Source organism: Acinetobacter kookii (assembly GCF_900096895.1).
GTDB classification, from domain to species: Bacteria; Pseudomonadota; Gammaproteobacteria; order Pseudomonadales; family Moraxellaceae; genus Acinetobacter; species Acinetobacter kookii.
In genome coordinates this window covers 43,078-59,614 of record NZ_FMYO01000009.1, presented here as the reverse complement: position 1 = coordinate 59,614, position 16,537 = coordinate 43,078, and the positions used below count along the sequence as shown (strand labels likewise).

General features: G+C 47.4%; 16 protein-coding genes. All 16 read right to left on the bottom strand.

The features are described 5' to 3' along the window. Positions 1-11 precede the first annotated feature (11 nt). The 16 genes from BLP85_RS11950 to cysM all read right to left on the bottom strand — a co-directional run bounded on the left by BLP85_RS11950 (position 12) and on the right by cysM (position 16,536). Positions 12-2,345 carry an MMPL family transporter gene (locus BLP85_RS11950; RefSeq protein ID WP_092820305.1) on the bottom strand — a complete coding sequence of 778 codons (2,334 nt, stop codon included), beginning with the start codon at positions 2,343-2,345 and terminating at the stop codon, positions 12-14. Beyond that, positions 2,320-2,904 carry a LolA family protein gene (locus tag BLP85_RS11945; protein WP_228143301.1) on the bottom strand — a complete coding sequence of 195 codons (585 nt, stop codon included), beginning with the start codon at positions 2,902-2,904 and terminating at the stop codon, positions 2,320-2,322. The genes BLP85_RS11950 and BLP85_RS11945 overlap by 26 nt, the downstream gene beginning before the upstream one ends. Before the next feature lie 68 nt (positions 2,905-2,972). Next, entirely contained in the window at positions 2,973-3,392 is a 420-nt protein-coding gene (locus BLP85_RS11940) for an acyl-CoA thioesterase (RefSeq protein WP_092820303.1), read from the bottom strand. Positions 3,393-3,411: 19 nt separating this feature from the next. Beyond that, positions 3,412-4,944 carry an HAL/PAL/TAL family ammonia-lyase gene (locus tag BLP85_RS11935; protein ID WP_092820302.1) on the bottom strand — a complete coding sequence of 511 codons (1,533 nt, stop codon included), beginning with the start codon at positions 4,942-4,944 and terminating at the stop codon, positions 3,412-3,414. After that, positions 4,944-5,822, bottom strand: a complete 879-nt coding sequence (locus BLP85_RS11930) for an LpxL/LpxP family acyltransferase (protein ID WP_092820354.1) — start codon at positions 5,820-5,822, stop codon at positions 4,944-4,946. The genes BLP85_RS11935 and BLP85_RS11930 overlap by 1 nt, the downstream gene beginning before the upstream one ends. Before the next feature lie 55 nt (positions 5,823-5,877). Beyond that, a complete protein-coding gene (locus BLP85_RS11925; protein WP_092820301.1) occupies positions 5,878-6,612 on the bottom strand; it encodes a glycosyltransferase family 2 protein in 735 nt (244 codons plus the stop codon). A 12-nt stretch (positions 6,613-6,624) separates the two neighbouring features. Next, positions 6,625-8,295, bottom strand: a complete 1,671-nt coding sequence (locus tag BLP85_RS11920) for an AMP-binding protein (RefSeq protein WP_092820300.1) — start codon at positions 8,293-8,295, stop codon at positions 6,625-6,627. Positions 8,296-8,307: 12 nt separating this feature from the next. Continuing rightward, positions 8,308-8,862: a COG4648 family protein gene (locus BLP85_RS11915; RefSeq protein ID WP_092820299.1), complete on the bottom strand. Its 555-nt coding sequence runs from the start codon at positions 8,860-8,862 to the stop codon at positions 8,308-8,310. Then, positions 8,859-9,107 (bottom strand): acyl carrier protein, encoded by a 249-nt coding sequence (locus tag BLP85_RS11910; RefSeq protein ID WP_092820298.1) that lies wholly within the window; start codon positions 9,105-9,107, stop codon positions 8,859-8,861. Before BLP85_RS11910 ends, BLP85_RS11915 begins: the two co-directional genes overlap by 4 nt. 9 nt (positions 9,108-9,116) lie before the next feature. Then, a complete protein-coding gene (locus tag BLP85_RS11905; protein WP_092820297.1) occupies positions 9,117-9,377 on the bottom strand; it encodes a phosphopantetheine-binding protein in 261 nt (86 codons plus the stop codon). Continuing rightward, positions 9,374-10,183 (bottom strand): lysophospholipid acyltransferase family protein, encoded by an 810-nt coding sequence (locus tag BLP85_RS11900; RefSeq protein WP_092820296.1) that lies wholly within the window; start codon positions 10,181-10,183, stop codon positions 9,374-9,376. Before BLP85_RS11900 ends, BLP85_RS11905 begins: the two co-directional genes overlap by 4 nt. Further along, positions 10,168-10,806 carry a beta-ketoacyl synthase chain length factor gene (locus tag BLP85_RS11895; RefSeq protein WP_092820295.1) on the bottom strand — a complete coding sequence of 213 codons (639 nt, stop codon included), beginning with the start codon at positions 10,804-10,806 and terminating at the stop codon, positions 10,168-10,170. Before BLP85_RS11895 ends, BLP85_RS11900 begins: the two co-directional genes overlap by 16 nt. A 233-nt stretch (positions 10,807-11,039) precedes the next feature. After that, the gene (locus tag BLP85_RS11890) at positions 11,040-13,346 is read right to left on the bottom strand and encodes a RelA/SpoT family protein (protein WP_092820294.1); all 2,307 of its coding nucleotides are present in this window, start codon (positions 13,344-13,346) and stop codon (positions 11,040-11,042) included. A gap of 29 nt (positions 13,347-13,375) precedes the next feature. Further along, positions 13,376-14,767, bottom strand: a complete 1,392-nt coding sequence (gene rlmD, locus BLP85_RS11885; protein ID WP_092820293.1) for a 23S rRNA (uracil(1939)-C(5))-methyltransferase RlmD — start codon at positions 14,765-14,767, stop codon at positions 13,376-13,378. Positions 14,768-14,773: 6 nt separating this feature from the next. Beyond that, a complete protein-coding gene (locus BLP85_RS11880) occupies positions 14,774-15,595 on the bottom strand; it encodes a 3'-5' exonuclease (RefSeq protein ID WP_092820292.1) in 822 nt (273 codons plus the stop codon). 20 nt (positions 15,596-15,615) lie between these two features. Beyond that, positions 15,616-16,536, bottom strand: coding sequence for a cysteine synthase CysM (cysM, locus tag BLP85_RS11875; RefSeq protein ID WP_092820291.1), 921 nt, complete (start codon positions 16,534-16,536; stop codon positions 15,616-15,618). Between the last annotated feature and the right edge of the window lies 1 nt (position 16,537).

Genomic DNA, 16,537 nt, shown 5'->3' with positions numbered 1-16,537 from the left:
TGCACTGTACCTTATTCTCTCAGCTCTTTTGGCTGATACTGTTGAAGCACAACATGTCCGGCATCGGAAGATGTAAACAATGTTGCGTAGATAAATGAAAAAATAACCCCAAGTAATACCGTCAAACCAAAGCAGTGAATGGCATAGGTATGGCTAAAGGATAATAACCCGAAACCCAGCAAGGTCGACATCATACATAGGAATAAGGCCATACCAACCACTTGCGGATGATCATGCCCGTGCCGGTAGAAAATGGCATAGTCCACGCCAATCCCGATAATCAGGAAAGTGCCCATAATACTGAACAGATTGATTTCGACGCCCAGCCAGGCCTGAATCGCAAAGGTGGTCATTAAGGCCAAACTGACCGGGAGCACCAAAGGCAAAATCGACTTGATGCCATAAATGATGCCCAAGCCAATCATCAGGCAGATTAAGGCTGAAACCAGTAACCACTGTGCCTGAATACGGTGCTGCTGGAACAGTTCGGACAACAGGTTCACCGGACGCAATAGCTGTGCCTGCGGACTATTCAGCTGCTGCAAGGCAGCTACATCATGCACATTTTGCAGCAGCACCAGACGCTCGGTTGGGCTCATTTGTAAAAAGGCCAAAGGATGCTGACTCATTTCGGCTGGACTGAGTAAAGGCTGCTGAGAAAGCTGCTTTTGCCAGGCCACCACCTCGGCCGGATTCAGCTGCAATGCCGTAGCGTAGTCCTGTAAAGCACTGGCTGGAATGGCTTGCAGCAATGCAATATTGTGTTGCTGCTCTGCTTTGGAGGGTAGCCATTGGCCTAAGGCCTGAACACCCTCCAGCTTGTTCTGGTTCTGCAAAACCTGCAATTTCTGTAGCAGTTGCTGTTCATTCTGTTCCAGCTGCTGCACCGTATCGCCATGCACCACAAAGTATTCGCTGCTTTGCTGCTGCATAAAGCGTTCACGGACATACTGATCTTCCTGCTGGAGCGTCTTATCTATACTTTGCAGGTTACGGATATCATCATTGCTTTGCAGCAACAGCAGACTGCTGCCTGTAATCATGGCAATGATCAAGATAATACCATAACGTAGGCCCTTGCTGGCCTGTACCCAGGAGCGTGCCTTGCCAATAAAACTCAAACGGCGAATCGCCGGTTCGGCATTTAAAGGCGGCAATCTTGGCAACAATAAAACGCTGGTGATCCATGCCGCAGCCAGTCCCACCATGGAAAATACGGCAATCTGCCTAAAGCCAGGAAATGGGGTAAAACTCAAGAAAATATACGCGACCAGAGTGGTCATCAGGCCCATAAACAGGCTGGGCAACAGCGGTTTGAGTACGGCAAAACCGTCAATCTGCCGATGCTGTGACTGCATGGCCATAAAGTAAAATGAAAAATCGACACAGACCCCGACCAGACTGGCCCCAAACACCAGGGTCATCAGGTGAATTTCACCAAAGACCCAATGGGTGATGGCAAAGGCCACCAGACAGCCGGTACCGACGGCAACCATTTCAGTCAGCATCGGACGAACCGAGCGGAAACCGAACAGCACCAACAGAAAAATCCCGATGGTCGAACCGACTCCAATGGTGGAAATTTCTTTTTCCGCCGAGGTGGTGCCGAACTGGGCAAACAGCAAGGTCCCGGTCCAGTGCGGCTGTACCTGCATCTGTTTCAGCTTTAAACTTAACTGCTCAATCCATGCAGCAGTTTTTTCCTGGTAATCAATATTGTAAGGGCTATTTTTGAGCTCCAGAACGATAAGGCGGGAAATACCCTGCTCATCGCGAATGGTGGCAAAGCCATCTTCAAGTTCAATATCCTGATTGCCCTGTAAACTGGACAAGCCCACGGCATAGCGTGGAAATAATAAGAGCGGGTCTTGCTGTAACAGCTCAGCAGTCACCGGCATGCCCGGGCTCATGATCTGCAACAGGCCCTGTTCGCTCAGCGCGGCATAATCTTTTTGCTCCAGCAGCTTTTGATCTGCGGATGACAGCAGACCGGCACGATGCTGATATAACACCTGGGCAAACCTGTCACTGTCCAGCTGTGCATGTAGAGGTTGCCATAAATCTGTTGCCGCTACGCTCTGTTTAAAAGTCGCTGTGGCTTTGGCCAGTGCAGCATCATCTTTGGCATTCAGCACCACAAAGACCTTGTCATTCAGCTGCTGACTGACATATTGCTGCGCCCGTTCCAAGCGGGGATCATGATGGGCTTCCGGCAGTAAGGCAAAGATATTGGTTTGAATATGAATGTCTTTTTTCAACCAAGCCGTACCCAGCGCGATGGCAATCACGCTCAGTACAATCAGCCAGAGCGCAGTAAATTTATTTTGCCAGTTGGAAAAGTGCATTTTCCTCAGCCGTTAAGTTTTGGGGTTGGGTGGTTTGCTGGCTAAAGCGAATGCTGGTGCTGTTGTTGGCTTTCTCGCGAATCACGATACGGTCCACATAACGCTGCCCTTGTGCATCGACCCGGACAAACAGTTTCTTAAACAAACTGCTTTTCGGGGTTAAGGCCACATTCCACTGTGCCGGACTGTAACTGGCCGAAACAACATTGAAATTTTTGGCCAAAGCCGCTTCATTCCCCGACATCAGCTGCAGGAACATGGTCGCGACCGAGCCATAAGGAGATTTGTCAATTTCAATCTGGCTATGCGTGCGCTGGGTTTTCTGTACCAGTTTACGAGGGATCACAATCAGGTCGGCTTTGACCGGAGTCTGGATTTTCCAGATTACGCCCTGCGATTTGGAAAACAACACCGTACCTTTGGACACAAAGGTCTTGTTCATGCTCGCCAGTTTTTTTTGCTGTTCAAAATTGGCCCGCACGGTTGGCGTTTCAGAGAGCTGGCTAAAGATTTGTCTGAGCTGCGGATTTTGCGCATGCACTGCTTGCGACAGCAACATGGTCAGAGACAGCACTCCTGCCAGGAATAATCCTGCTGCACGTGGTAGATTGAGAAAGTTCATCTGCTTTACTCCGCTTTAAACTCAGACCAGGCGTGTAAACGCTGCAATAAAATTTGCGGTGACTGGAAACACATTTCCCGACTTTCAATATGCACCGCCACTTGGGTGGTATAGCCTTTGGTCAGCCTTTTACCGCTTTCCACATCAAAAATCTGATATTCAATTTTCAGGCGGTTTTCCCATTCTTTTAAAATGGCACGCACCCGAATTTTCTGCTCAAACAGGATGCCATGCGCATAACGTACATGGCTTTCAATCACCGGCCAGGCATAGCCGGAATCACGCATCTGCTTGTAGTTATACTGAAACTGGTCCAGCAACTTGCAGCGCGCAATTTCAAAATACTTCAAATAATGCCCATGCCAGACCACATCCATGGTATCTACATCATGAAATGGCACTTCAATTATTACATCGGCATGCATAGTCTGTTTCCCGTCAGATTTAGCGAACAAGTGCGCTATTCAATAATTCCAGATTTTCCAGTCGGTCGACCAAGTGTTGTAATTCGCCCTGTAATGGACGGTCTTCCACCACGTAATCAAAAGTTTGTAATACCCACGCCTTAAATGTGTCGAGGACTTCAGACAATTTTTCATCCAGGGTTTTTAAATGGATGGCTTGCACACTGGCACAGCACAGTGCCGCAATGACCTGTTCCGTTAATACAATGACGCGGCTGGCATCACGCGCGGCAATGGTGCCCATACTGACCTTGTCCTGGTTATGACATTCGGTCGAGCGCGAGAAAATCGAAGCCGAAAGGGTCTGTTTCAAGGCTTCTGCCGTCCATGCCGACACGCCAATCTGTACCGCTTTAAAGCCATGATTCAGCGGCAAGCGCTCATCGGTTGCCCCGGTTAAATTACGCGGCAAACCATTATTCATTTTGTAGTCGACCAGTTGCGCCAATTGCCGGTCCATGAGGTCGGCAATATTGGCGATCATGATTTTCAAGCTGTCCATAGCCTGCGCGATATGACCGCCATAAAAATGCCCGCCGTGCAACACACGCAAATTCACCGGATCAATCAGCGGATTGTCATTGCTGGAATTCAGTTCATTTTCAATAAACTGGCGTAGCCAGACTTTCGAGTCTTCAAACACGCCAATAATATGCGGTGCGCAGCGTAGCGAATAACGGTCCTGCAGGCGTGAACTCTGATGTTCGGTTTGCACTTCACTGTTCAGCCAGTCACGCAGCTGTGCGGCAATATGCTGCTGGCCCGGATGCGGTTTTTGCGCAAACAGCACTTCATCAAAATGGCTCGGATTACCTTCTAAGGCCAAGACATTCAGTGCGGTAATGCAGGTGCTGGCCAAACTGATCTGTTCGGCTTTTTTATAGTTCAGGCAGGCAATCGCGGTCATCACCGCCGTACCGTTCATCAGGGCCAGTCCTTCTTTAGGACGCATCACCAAAGGCTGCATGCCTTTTTCTGCATAGACCTGGCTGATCGGAACAATCTGCCCCTGATAGTAAACATCACGTTCACCGACCAAAGCACCAGCAATATAAGACAATGGCGTTAAATCTCCACTGGCCCCAACCGAGCCTTCGGAAGGAATCACCGGAATCACGTTTTCATTCAGCATCCACACCAGACGTTGCAGCAAGGCATGCGAAACCCCGGAATAGCCACGTGCCAGCGAACACAGACGTGTCACCACGACTGCACGTGCGCTAATTAAGTCCAGGTTTTGACCCAGACCACAGCCATGAAAACGCGATAAATGCAATGGCAGTTCATTGACCTGATGGGCTGGAATTTCCACCAGACAGGAATCGCCATAACCGGTGGTCACGCCATAAATCACGCCTTCATCTTGCAGCAACTGATCCAGAAAATCGGCACCGCGTTGAATCAATTCGCACCATTCAGCACTGGCTGGTAAAGCGACCGATTTTTCCTGACGTGCGACCGCCACCACATCTTCAATTGATAGCGGATTTTCCCCAACAACTAAAACTTGCATTAATCTTTGTTCCAAAAATTATAAAAATTAAACCATTGATAGGGCGCACGAATACAGTGCTGCTCCAGTAATTCCACATATTTACGGGTCGTCGTTTGCATGGCTTGCAGACGGTTTTTGCGTGGAAAATTCAGCTGTTCGGCAATCGCGTGAATATGCACTTCAAAGCTGTCGGCCACGCGATAACAGAACACGGCGAGCACCGGAACTTTCAGCAAACTGGCAAGAATCCACGCCCCTTGCGGCCAGTTTGCATCTTCGCCTAAAAATGAAATCGACTGTACCCGATCCGACTGCACCGGCACACGGTCTGCGGCAACAATCACCCATTCTCCGCGATCCAGTTTTTCTTGCAGCACCAAGGCTGTTTCAATCCCCAGTTCATCCACCGAAACCAGATTGACATCAGCATGGTCATTGAGCTTTTTTAAGAACTGGTTAAATTTGGTGGCATGCTTTTGATAGACCAAAACATTAATTTTTTGCGGATGTTCCGACTTAATGGCACGCAGCAATTCAATATTGCCAAAGTGCGACACCACAATCACCGCGCCTTTTTGGTAATGCTCACGAAAATATTCATGTCCATGTAAAACCAGTTGCTGTTCCGGGATTTTACCCAGCCAGCCCTCAATTTTGTCCAGAATGCCTTCCCCAAACTGCATGAAATGCCGATAGCTCTGTGCCAGACTTGGTGGATGCGGGAAGGGAGAATTTCTACCTGCAAAATGGTGCAATCGAGTCAGATATTGCAGTGAAGCCTGACGTGCGGCAGCCGCAAACAGCCAGTACCATAAGATAATAAAATACATCAATACCCGACACAGCCATCGGCCACCCAGACGGTAGAACGCCAGCACAAGACTCAGTGAGGTCATGCCGCCACGTTCCTGAATATCACTCCATTTACCTGAATTCAGCTCGGCCACAGAATCAACCTTTTACTTTCTGTGCCAGCAATTTTGGCAAACGAATCAGCATCCCGCCCAGCAATTTGGCATGCGCCTTACTCATGCCCAGATTGTCTCGCCAGACATGGTAATGAGAAATACCGTCTTCTGGATAAATGACTTTGGTCGGCACATTGATAAAAGGCACATTGGCCCATTTAAGACGTACCAGAATTTCACTGTCAAAGCCCATACGTGGCTGAAATTTTGCCGAATCCAGCACTTTAATGGTTGAGGCTAAGGGATAGACCCGGAAACCGCACATGCTGTCCTTAATGTCAAACGACAGGCTGTTAATCCAGACCCAGATATGCGTGGCATAACGGCCATACAGGCGTTTTTTGGGCACCGATTCATCAAAAACCGGCTGTCCGATGACCATTGCGTCCGGGTGTTGCTGGGAAATTTGCAGAAATTTTGCCACATCCTGCCAGTCATGCTGACCATCTGAATCAAGCTGCAAGGCATGACTAAAACCCAGCTTGTGGGCATGACGCAACCCGGTGATCACGGCCTGGCCTTTGCCCTGATTATGATGATGCTCAACCAATTCGACCAATGAATTCTTTGCAGCAATAGTATGTAAAAGCTGAGTACATGCGGCATCACTGCCATCATTGACCAGAATGATCGGTTTCTGAAACTGTTCCAGATGGGCGACCAAAGCCTCGATATAATGAGGATGGTTATAAACCGGAATCACAAAACATTGCTGCATATACATCTACCTTTAAATCTGATCGCTCGGCGTTTTAAACAGCAATCGTCCAGAGGCCAAGGTCTGATCCGCATGGGTGAGTTCAAAACTGACTTTGTGCAATTTTCTGGTCAATTGCAATTGCAGCACCATAAAAGGCTTGATCAGATCCTGAAACTTCAACTGCTCGAAACCATTGCACCATTCCAGATCAGCCCAGGTCTGGCGGGCAAAATGCTGAATAAACCCGATCTGCCCCACCCCTGGAAAAATAGGATAATCTGGAAAATGCCCCTTAAAGCATTCCAGTTCAGGTGAAAACTCCAAACGGTAGGATGCCGAATCCGCGACATGCTGTTGTTCCAATACAATAGGCAATAACATAGGCTGAAATAAGGATTTCATGTATTGTTTATTCAGCTTGGATTGGGAGTTTTGCGGTAATTGTGTCAAAAAACGCCACTGTCTTGGAATGGCAATGCTTTCCAGTTTGGCTTTCAGCTGGGCTTTTAAGGTCGCGACATACTGTACTTTGCTGCCATTTTGCAGTTGCTGTCTGGCCTGCTCTGACAATACTGCAACACAGGCTAAAATCTGGCGATGTTCCCGTTCCAGAATCAGCACATGACATTGTACGATGTCATCCAGCTCGACAATTTTTTGCTCGATGGCATCCAGACTTAAACGTTTTTCTTCCAGTTTGACAATCCGGTCCAAACGCCCCAACAAACGGAATGGACTTTTTAAATTGCCGGCTTCAACCAGTTCAACTTTATCACCGGTAAAAATCCAGTCTTCGCTAAACGCATGATTGGTTCTGACCTGGAGTTCCTGCTGTGCATTGGTCTGTATATCGACATTGGCAAAGGGTATCCACAAGGCATCATCCTGCTGGCGATGGGCAATCCCGCCGGTTTCGGAACTGCCAAACACTTCGGTAATGGTACGGTTCAGATAGGGTCTTATACCGGATTCCAGTTTCCCACCAGAGGAATAGACCGTTAAACAGTTTTGCAGCAGCACATCCTGAGTCCAGCGTTTTAACAGTGCCGGACTGGAAATTACATAATTATCCATCTTGAAAACAGTTAATTTTTTCTGGATATCGGCGACATCTTCGGGGAAAGCCAGCTGTACTTGAAAAAAGCAGCGACCGCTGGCCAATGGCCAGAGCAACTTAAACAGCAGGCCATAAATATGCTGATGACTGACCGTGGCAATCGCAATCGCCTGCCCAGGCAACTGAAAACTGGCATCCAGCCCCTGTACTTCATTCAGCAACTGACGCAAGCTGCGCGGGATTTTTTTAGGCTGACCGGTAGAACCGGACGTATAAAAATAAAGCTGTGCCTGAGTCAGAAAGGCATCATCCAGATCGAGTTCAATCGGCTGGTTGTAGCTATGGGATACAGTCTGGCGCTGTAAAAAATAAACATTCTGCCCGGCCAGTTCTTTTTCCAGATCACTGACCCGGTTCGGAGGCAGCAGTACCTGTTTTTTGGCCAGTAGTGCTGCAAATAACAGCACTAAAAACTGGTAACTGTCAGGTTCCCAAAGCGCCCAACTTTCCTGTGAAAGTGCCTCAATGGCATGACGTTGTTGCATCACATCCTGCCAGAAATCCTGAAAGCGGATCTGGCTTAAATCAGGCCGAATACACAGCGGTTTCAGTGAATGGAGATGATTTTGAAAATGACACAACATAATATTCTGTTTTTATTCCTGAAGTTGATTTAAGCGCTGCTGTCGCTTACGCAAGATAAATTCGCCCAGTAGTAACAGCCCCATCAACACATAGGAAATAAAGCCGTTATACAATACCCAGACCTGCATAGAGGCAAAGAGTACGGTCGCCAAGGCAATCAGGGCATTCAATACAAAAAAACCGCACCATACAAGGGTGACTTTTCGGGTCCAGATCACCCCAGCTTCGGGCAAATCCGGTTCTGCCAATCGGGCAAAACGCTCAATCATGGATGGGGGGCGGATTAAAGTCGAGGCAAAAATCATACATGCCCCCACACTCATCAACACCGGATACAGTTTTAGCCAGGCATGATCTTTTAAAATCAGGCTCAGGCTGCCACACAAAATGGCAAATCCGGTTAAGGGCCACAGCAAGGCATTGCCCTTGCTGAACAGGCGCAATAGGCCCAAAACAATCAGCAGGCTGCTGACCCAGACATATTGTCCATGTGCCAAACTATAGCCCACTAAAAAGGGATAGAGCATCAACCCGATTGCCACTATCCCTTTAAAGATCAGTTTCATGCAGCAGACATGTTCTGAATCACAGTCACCACATCCTGTACTGTGCGTACGCTTTTAAAGTCTTCAGGATTAACCTGTTTACCGGTCAATTCCTTGATTTTGACCACCAGATCAATCGCATCGATACTGTCTACGTCCAGATCGGTGGCTAAATTTGCATCCAGCTGCACATCTTCAGGGCTAATCTCAAACAGATCTTCCATCCATTCTCTTAATTTTTCAAGTACTTGTTCCTGAGTTAGCATCACTACCTCTTATGCCTGTTGCTGTGCTTCAACCAAAGCCACCAGACTTTGAATTGATTTAAAATGTTGTTTGGTTTCCGCCGATTCAGCATTCAAATGAATGTTGTAACGTTTTTTCAGTGCCAGGCCCAGTTCCAGCGCATCAATCGAATCCAGACCCAGGCCATCCCCAAATAAAGGTGCTTCGGTTTCAATATCATCTATGCTGATGTCCTCAAGGGCCAGAACATCAATAATCATTTGCTTTAATTCATCAGCAAGATTGCTCATTTTTTAGATAACTCTTGGTTAAAAAATTGGTGTAATTGATGACTCAGCTGACGCACGTGTTTCGGATTCACCGTTACATCCTCGAGCAGATCATCGACTTGTATGGCATCCAGTACCTTCACATGAATATGGAAAGGCTTGGAAGGAACGTGATACCACTTTTCATTCTTGGTTAAGGTTGAAGGCGTACAGCTAATCAGCACCGGACGAATCGGCACGTTGGCACGAATGGCAATATTGGCCGCACCGCGCTGAAATTCATTCAGCAACTCGCCTTTTGCAGTCCGGGTACCTTCAGGAAAAATCAGCAACGATGCTGCCTGATCCTGCTTTAGCCTTGCCACGCAATCATGAATAAACTGTTCCGAACCGGCATTTAAAATATAACCGGCATTCTGCACCGGACCTTTGGTAAATGGATTTGACCATAAAGCCTGCTTGACTACACAGTTGGCTTGTTCCATCAGCCCGATCAGCACCACCACATCCACCAGGGTAGGATGGTTGGCAATCACCAGTTCCTGCTTACTGTGCTGTAATTTTTCCAGGCCTTCAATGTCATAGGTCATAATTCCGAGTTTTACCATCATTTCGGTAAAGCCCTTGAAGCTATGCTTAATGACTTTTTGGGTACGCTGCTGCCTTAAACCGGGATTCTGAGTCGACAGTTTCACTAAGGGTGCAATTAGCCCCCCAATGGCCACACCGCCAATCCCGAAACTGGCGAAACTGAAACCGGTTGCGCCCACACGCCACAGGTAGTTGGCTTTTTGCTTGATTTGATCGCGCTTTAACATTTTTGCCATGCCTGAGTTTGAGGATAATCAAGACGCTGTTCAGATTGCTGCCAGAAATCATAAAAATTCTGCGCATCCATATATTTATGACGCTGGTTGCCTAGCGCATGCATATCCAATTGCAGGTTGGGCGCTTCAAGACTCACCATTGCCGACATGGCAAAAGCGATAAAAGGCTCAGCTTCGTGATAAATTTCCGGTAATGCCTCGTCATAATACACCACCAGAACGCGTGGATTCGGTTGCGTTGCGGTTTTTAACCAGGCATAGGCTTCAATCAGGGCTTCACTCCACGAAGCCGCCAAACTGGTCGATGGGGTCGCATCCTGACATAAAATGGAATACAGTCCGGCAATGGCATTATGTACGGAAGTTGAAAACTGGGTCGGTGACGGCGTCTGATCTTGCAGTACATCGGCCAGAATTTTTAAAGTCTTATGTTCATCGCCATATTGTGAAGCCCAGACAATATAATCTGCCGATTTGGAATTCAGCGATTGAATAGCACTGCTTAACGCGAGTTTGGCAATCCCTGACAAACGTCTGCGCTGCATGGCTGGAATTTGTTCTAAGGCGGCAACGGTTTCATCGGCACGACTTATGCACAGTTGTGACACATTGATTTGAAGCATTGCCCTAATTTTCCATACCCTAAAATATTTTAGCTCGAGGCTATTTTAATGGGTCGGATTATAGCATTTGTAATAAAAATTACACAAAATGTATCTTGTATAATATTGATTATTTAAAATTATAGTTTTGATTTCATTGTTTATTTTGTTTAAAAACCCTTAAAAAACCGATCAGGCATAAAAAAACCAGCAACACCTGTTGCTGGTTTTTATGGCATCAGTGCAATGCTGGATTAATTGCCTTGCACCAAACGACGCGCACTGATAATGCCCGGCTGTTGTTCCAAACGCGCCAAAAGACGGGATAACTGGGCCAAACCTTTCACCTCAATCAACAATTTCATGTTGGCAATACCATCCGCTTCGGAAATGGTATTCACCTGACGAATATTGATCTGATCCGAGAAGATCACTTGAGTCAGGTCTTTGAGCAGACCACGGCGGTCATAAGCCTCAACAACAATCTGTACACTTTGGCCACGGGTCGGCTGCATTTCCCAATCCGCTTCGACAGCACGTTCAGGTTCCTGAGAAATCATGCGTACATAATCCGGACAGGCCACCTTGTGAATACTGACGCCACGATTCAGGGTGATATATCCCCCAATGGATTCACCATGCACCGGCTGACAACACTGGGCAATATGCAGTTCCACATTGTCCAGACCGTCAATTAAAATGCCATGTGCAGACAGGGTATGACTGGCACGCGGATTCAAGGTCGGTTTGAGTACCAGTTCAGGCTCATCCTGACCGATATGCATATGACGGTTGACCTGATTGATCAGGGCATGCAGGCTGATGTCGCCATTCACCAGTCCGATCAGGATATCTTCACCCAACTTGACATTGAAATGATTGCAATAGTCACTTAAATCAATACTTTTGGGATGAATCGCCAGGCGTGAAAGCTCTTTGTTGAGAATTTCACGGCCGACTTCCAGATTTTTACTGCGGTCTTGCTGTCTGAACCAGTGACGCAGCTTATCCCGCGCGCGGGCAGTTTTAATATAACCCAGCGAATTGACCAACCAGTCCCGGTTCGGCTCGCGATCTTTCTTGGTTAAGATTTCAACCTGCTCACCGGTTTTCAGGGTATAGGTCAGCGGCACATAGCGCTGGTTCACCCGTGCGGCATAGCACTTGTTCCCCACTTCGGTATGCACGTGATAAGCGAAGTCCAAAACAGTCGAACCACGCGGCAATTCTTTAATATCGCCATCGCGGCTAAACACATAAATTTTTTCAAAGCCTTCAAAATCTTGAATCTGTTCAAAATTTTCTGGCTCATCCTCTACTTTATGCGCACTGGCATCATTGCGTTCCTGGTAATGTTCCAGTACGGCACGCAATGAATGTAAACGATGATTGAAGGAATGATCGGTATTCTTGGCACCTTCTTTATAGTTGAAGTGCGAACATACCCCAAGCTCGGCTTCTTCATGCATATCCTTGGTGCGGATTTGCACTTCGAGCGACTTGTTCTCTGCAATCACGGCAGTATGCAATGAACGGTAGCCATTGGCCTTGGGATTGGTAATGTAATCATCAAACTGATGCGGAATATGGCGCCAGATTTGATGCACAATGCCCAAGGAGTGATAACACTCGGGTACGGTTTTAACCAGAACCCGCACCGCACGGATATCGTACAGCTGGTCAAAGCTTAAGTTCTTGCTTTTCATTTTTCGATAAATCGAATAAATGTGCTTCACCCGTCCGCTAATTTCGGCTTCAATCCCATGGCTGGCCAGTTCGGTTTTCAGCTTATCAATCACAAACTGAATGTACTGCTCACGCTCCAGGCGTTTCTCATTCAGCAATGAGGCGATTTCTTTATAACGCTCCGGGGCCAGATAACGGAAAGCGAGATCTTCCAGCTCCCATTTAAGCTGGGCAATCCCCAGGCGGTGTGCCAAAGGCGAGTAAATGGTCAGAATTTCACGCGCAACACGTTCCTGGCGTTCCCGAGAAGCTTGGGTCAGTTCACGCAAGGCGTAGGTACGTTCGGCCAGCTTGATCAGCACCACGCGAACATCTTCGGTCACGGCAATCAGCATTTTATAAATGCCGCTTAAATGTTCGCGCTGGTTGTTATTAAAGTGGTCTTCCAGACGCTTGTTCTTTTCAATCAGCTCGGACAGCTTACCCATCGCCAGTGTGCCTTGCACCAGGCCATAGACTTGCTCGCCAAAATGCTCCTGCACTTCTTCCAGCGTCATCACGCCTTCACGAACGCTACGATATAGCATTGCGGCAGACAAGGTCGCTTCATCGACATGCAGATGCGCCAGAATATCGGCCATTTCAATGCCGGTATAGAAGGTATTGGAACGATGGTTGACCGTACTTTGCAGTTCTTTCTGCAAAGTTAAATGCGCTACATCTTCGAGTTGTTTTAGCGCCGTATCATCTAATATGCCACGAACCCGATTTAACCATTCAGCCAAATCTTGTTGAGCTTGTTCGGCATGTTCTACAGTCGCTTCCTCCGACAACTCATTGAGACGTCCAGGAAGCTGCTCACGTACTGTGACCATACCCTACTCCTACTTTTTTACACTTCATATTATAAATCGTTTATTTCGTTGTATTTTTCGAATAAGGCAATAGATTCTACATGTCCCGTATGGGTAAACATATCCATTACCCCAGCCTTTTTTAATCGATAGCCATGTTTTACCAGCACTCCCGCATCTCGCGCCAGTGTGGCAGGATTACATGACACATAAACGATTCTTTTTGCACCAAATTTGGGCACATAATACATTATTTCCTCCGCCCCTGAGCGTGGAGGATCAATCAATAATGCATCAAATCCCTGATTTGCCCAAGAATGATGCGAAAAATCTTTTGTTAAATCTTGTGAATAAAATTTTACGTGACATATACCGTTTTTCTCGGCATTTTCTGCACCACGTTGAACCATTTCCTCACTTCCTTCAACAGCAACCACTTGTCCGGTTTCACCGACACAACGCGCCAAGGGTAAAGAAAAGTTTCCTAAACCACAAAACAGGTCGAGTACACGCTCCCCTTGCTGCAATTGAAGCAAATCACATGCCAGCTTCACCATCTGCGGGTTAATGGTGGAGTTGACCTGAGTAAAATCAAGCGGATTAAAGCCAAATTTCACATCAAATTCGTCCAAAGCATAATGCAAACGCATCGCCGCGGCCGGATCATCGACACGATGCAAACTGTCGCCCCCTGCTGGCTGCAAATACAGTTGCCACTGTCTGTTTAACGCAAACTGTTTTAATTGGTTGACATCATCGGATGACAATTTTTCAGTATGGCGCACCAGCAATGCAATATCCTGATCCCCCATGGCCAATTCTACATGACCAATCGCTGCTTTGCCCTTTAGACTTTGGAGTAATTGTTTGAGTTCGGTCATGGAACCAAATTTACGATCCAGCACCATACAGCGGTCAATCGGCGTCAGCTTATTGCTCTGGCGTTCACGAAAGCCCACCACCAACTGCTCTTTGGCTGGAATATAACGCACACCGATACGTGCTTTACGGCGGTAGTCTTCACGTTGTGAGCGTAAAGCTGCCAACCATTGTTCAGGCTGGATACCGGCAAAATGTTCCAGATGCGACTTCAAGACCTCCTGTTTCAGTCGAATTTGTTCATCTTGCTGAATATGCTGCATATTACAGCCACCACAAACACCAAAATGCGGGCATTGCGGCTGAACACGCAAATGCGAAGGCTCGCTCAGAATCTCTACGCAATCGGCTTCTTCTAAACGTTTCACCACATGGGTAATTTGTGCTCTAACCGTCTCCCCCGGCAAGGCATATGCAATAAAAACTTTTTTACCGTGCTTGTCACTCGGATGATCGGGATGCGATCCATAGTGCGCGATTCCCCGTCCTTCATGTGAAAGAGACTCAACCTGAAATGTGTAAATCGGATGCTGAGCTGGACGTGGCTTGGTTCTATGTTTCATGAATACCTAGGGTGTGGGAGAGATAAAATCTGTAGCGGTAAATTCGGTATGCTGTGAAGTTTCACGCCATACCTGAAGAAAATCTGCGTGTTGCGGTTGATGCTGTAAATACTGGATGGTGGCTTGAACCCAGTAACGGTGATCTTCAGCCAGCAATTGGCCTTTCAGCAATAGCCAGCGCAAATAGATCAGCCAGGTATTCAGCACATCGCCTTCACAGTAGCTGGTTAATTTTAACCACTGCTGTGCACGGACATATTCCGGAACATGGTAAGCACCATCACCGCGCTTGCCCGGAAATCCCAGCAGATGTGCAACATCATCCAGCTTCTGGAAATGACGGCCATTAAACATCGCCATGGCATCCATTAAGTCGACATGACGCTGATGGTAACGGTTCTGGTAATTATTATAGCGCTTTTGCTGATCAATTTCGCCCTGATCGAACAAACTTGGTGCCGACAGGCCATGATACATGGCACGGAACAGAATGACCGGCAGATCAAACTGTGAACCATTCCAACTGACCAGAGTCGGATGGCGCTTATCAAAAATGGACAGAAATTTTTTTAAAATTTCCGCTTCGCTATACTGTTCGCGGCTAAATGAAAACAGTGTCATCGCCCCGTTTTCATCAATCCAGAGACCGGAAATACAAACAATTTCATGCAGCGGCAAACGCTGGAAATCCGCCCCTGATTCCTGACGGCGCAATTTCATTAACGCCTGCTCAAGATCTGCTTCGGGCAAATCCAGATGATATAAATGCGCACCTGACTTTAAATCGGTCAGCGTTTCGATATCAAAAATCAAGATAGGTAAGCGCATTTCATCTCACAGTTTTTTAATTATTCAGGGTCGACTACAGAGAATAAACCGGTAGACAGATAACGGTCACCACGGTCACAGACGATGCAGACAATTACGGCACCCGGATTTTCTTCAGCCAGTTTAATGGAAGCCCACACGGCACCGCCTGATGAGGTTCCGGCACTGATGCCTTCTTTGCGCGCCAGTTGACGTGCGGTTTTTTCCGCTTCAATTTGCGGAATGTCCATAATGCGGTCAACCCGCTTAGGATCAAAAATGGTAGGTAGATATTCTTGTGGCCAACGACGGATACCGGCAATATTGGAACCTTCCGAAGGTTGCAAACCGACAATCTGAATATCCGGATTTTGTTCTTTTAGGTATTTGGAAATCCCCATAATTGTGCCTGTCGTTCCCATGGAACTGACGAAATGGGTAATTTTACCGCCGGTTTGCTGCCAGATTTCCGGACCGGTCGTCCGGTAATGGGCGTCCACATTGTCCGGGTTGCCAAACTGGTTTAAGACCAGTCCTTTTCCTTCTTCTTGCATTTGCAGCGCCATATCACGCGCCTGTTCCATATTCTCGGACTCGATCAGCTCGGCGCCATAAGCACGCATGGCATCTTTGCGTTCCTGACTTGAACCTGCAGGCATAATGAGTTTCATTTTATAGCCACGCATGGCAGCCACCATGGCCAAGGCAATTCCCGTATTTCCACTGGTCGCTTCAATCAATGTATCGCCTGGCTTGATTTGACCACGTTTTTCAGCCTGCATAATCATGTTGTACGCTGGGCGGTCTTTTACCGAACCTGCAGGATTGTTCCCTTCAAGTTTCGCCAATACTGTTGCTTGAGTGTGACTTGCCAGACGTTGTAAACGCACCAGAGGCGTTTTTCCTACATAGTGATCCAGTAAAAATTCGTCAGCTTGGAAATCAGGGGTGGTATTACTCATT

Excerpts from the sequence above, each read along its gene's own strand:
- BLP85_RS11950 (WP_092820305.1), bottom strand. The coding sequence starts at position 2,345 with ATGCACTTTTCCAACTGGCAAAATAAATTTACTGCGCTCTGGCTGATT.
- BLP85_RS11945 (WP_228143301.1), bottom strand. The coding sequence starts at position 2,904 with ATGTTGCTGTCGCAAGCAGTGCATGCGCAAAATCCGCAGCTCAGACAA.
- BLP85_RS11940 (WP_092820303.1), bottom strand. The coding sequence starts at position 3,392 with ATGCATGCCGATGTAATAATTGAAGTGCCATTTCATGATGTAGATACC.
- BLP85_RS11935 (WP_092820302.1), bottom strand. The coding sequence starts at position 4,944 with ATGCAAGTTTTAGTTGTTGGGGAAAATCCGCTATCAATTGAAGATGTG.
- BLP85_RS11930 (WP_092820354.1), bottom strand. The coding sequence starts at position 5,822 with ATGACCTCACTGAGTCTTGTGCTGGCGTTCTACCGTCTGGGTGGCCGA.
- BLP85_RS11925 (WP_092820301.1), bottom strand. The coding sequence starts at position 6,612 with ATGCAGCAATGTTTTGTGATTCCGGTTTATAACCATCCTCATTATATC.
- BLP85_RS11920 (WP_092820300.1), bottom strand. The coding sequence starts at position 8,295 with ATGTTGTGTCATTTTCAAAATCATCTCCATTCACTGAAACCGCTGTGT.
- BLP85_RS11915 (WP_092820299.1), bottom strand. The coding sequence starts at position 8,862 with ATGAAACTGATCTTTAAAGGGATAGTGGCAATCGGGTTGATGCTCTAT.
- BLP85_RS11910 (WP_092820298.1), bottom strand. The coding sequence starts at position 9,107 with ATGCTAACTCAGGAACAAGTACTTGAAAAATTAAGAGAATGGATGGAA.
- BLP85_RS11905 (WP_092820297.1), bottom strand. The coding sequence starts at position 9,377 with ATGAGCAATCTTGCTGATGAATTAAAGCAAATGATTATTGATGTTCTG.
- BLP85_RS11900 (WP_092820296.1), bottom strand. The coding sequence starts at position 10,183 with ATGGCAAAAATGTTAAAGCGCGATCAAATCAAGCAAAAAGCCAACTAC.
- BLP85_RS11895 (WP_092820295.1), bottom strand. The coding sequence starts at position 10,806 with ATGCTTCAAATCAATGTGTCACAACTGTGCATAAGTCGTGCCGATGAA.
- BLP85_RS11890 (WP_092820294.1), bottom strand. The coding sequence starts at position 13,346 with ATGGTCACAGTACGTGAGCAGCTTCCTGGACGTCTCAATGAGTTGTCG.
- rlmD (WP_092820293.1), bottom strand. The coding sequence starts at position 14,767 with ATGAAACATAGAACCAAGCCACGTCCAGCTCAGCATCCGATTTACACA.
- BLP85_RS11880 (WP_092820292.1), bottom strand. The coding sequence starts at position 15,595 with ATGCGCTTACCTATCTTGATTTTTGATATCGAAACGCTGACCGATTTA.
- cysM (WP_092820291.1), bottom strand. The coding sequence starts at position 16,536 with ATGAGTAATACCACCCCTGATTTCCAAGCTGACGAATTTTTACTGGAT.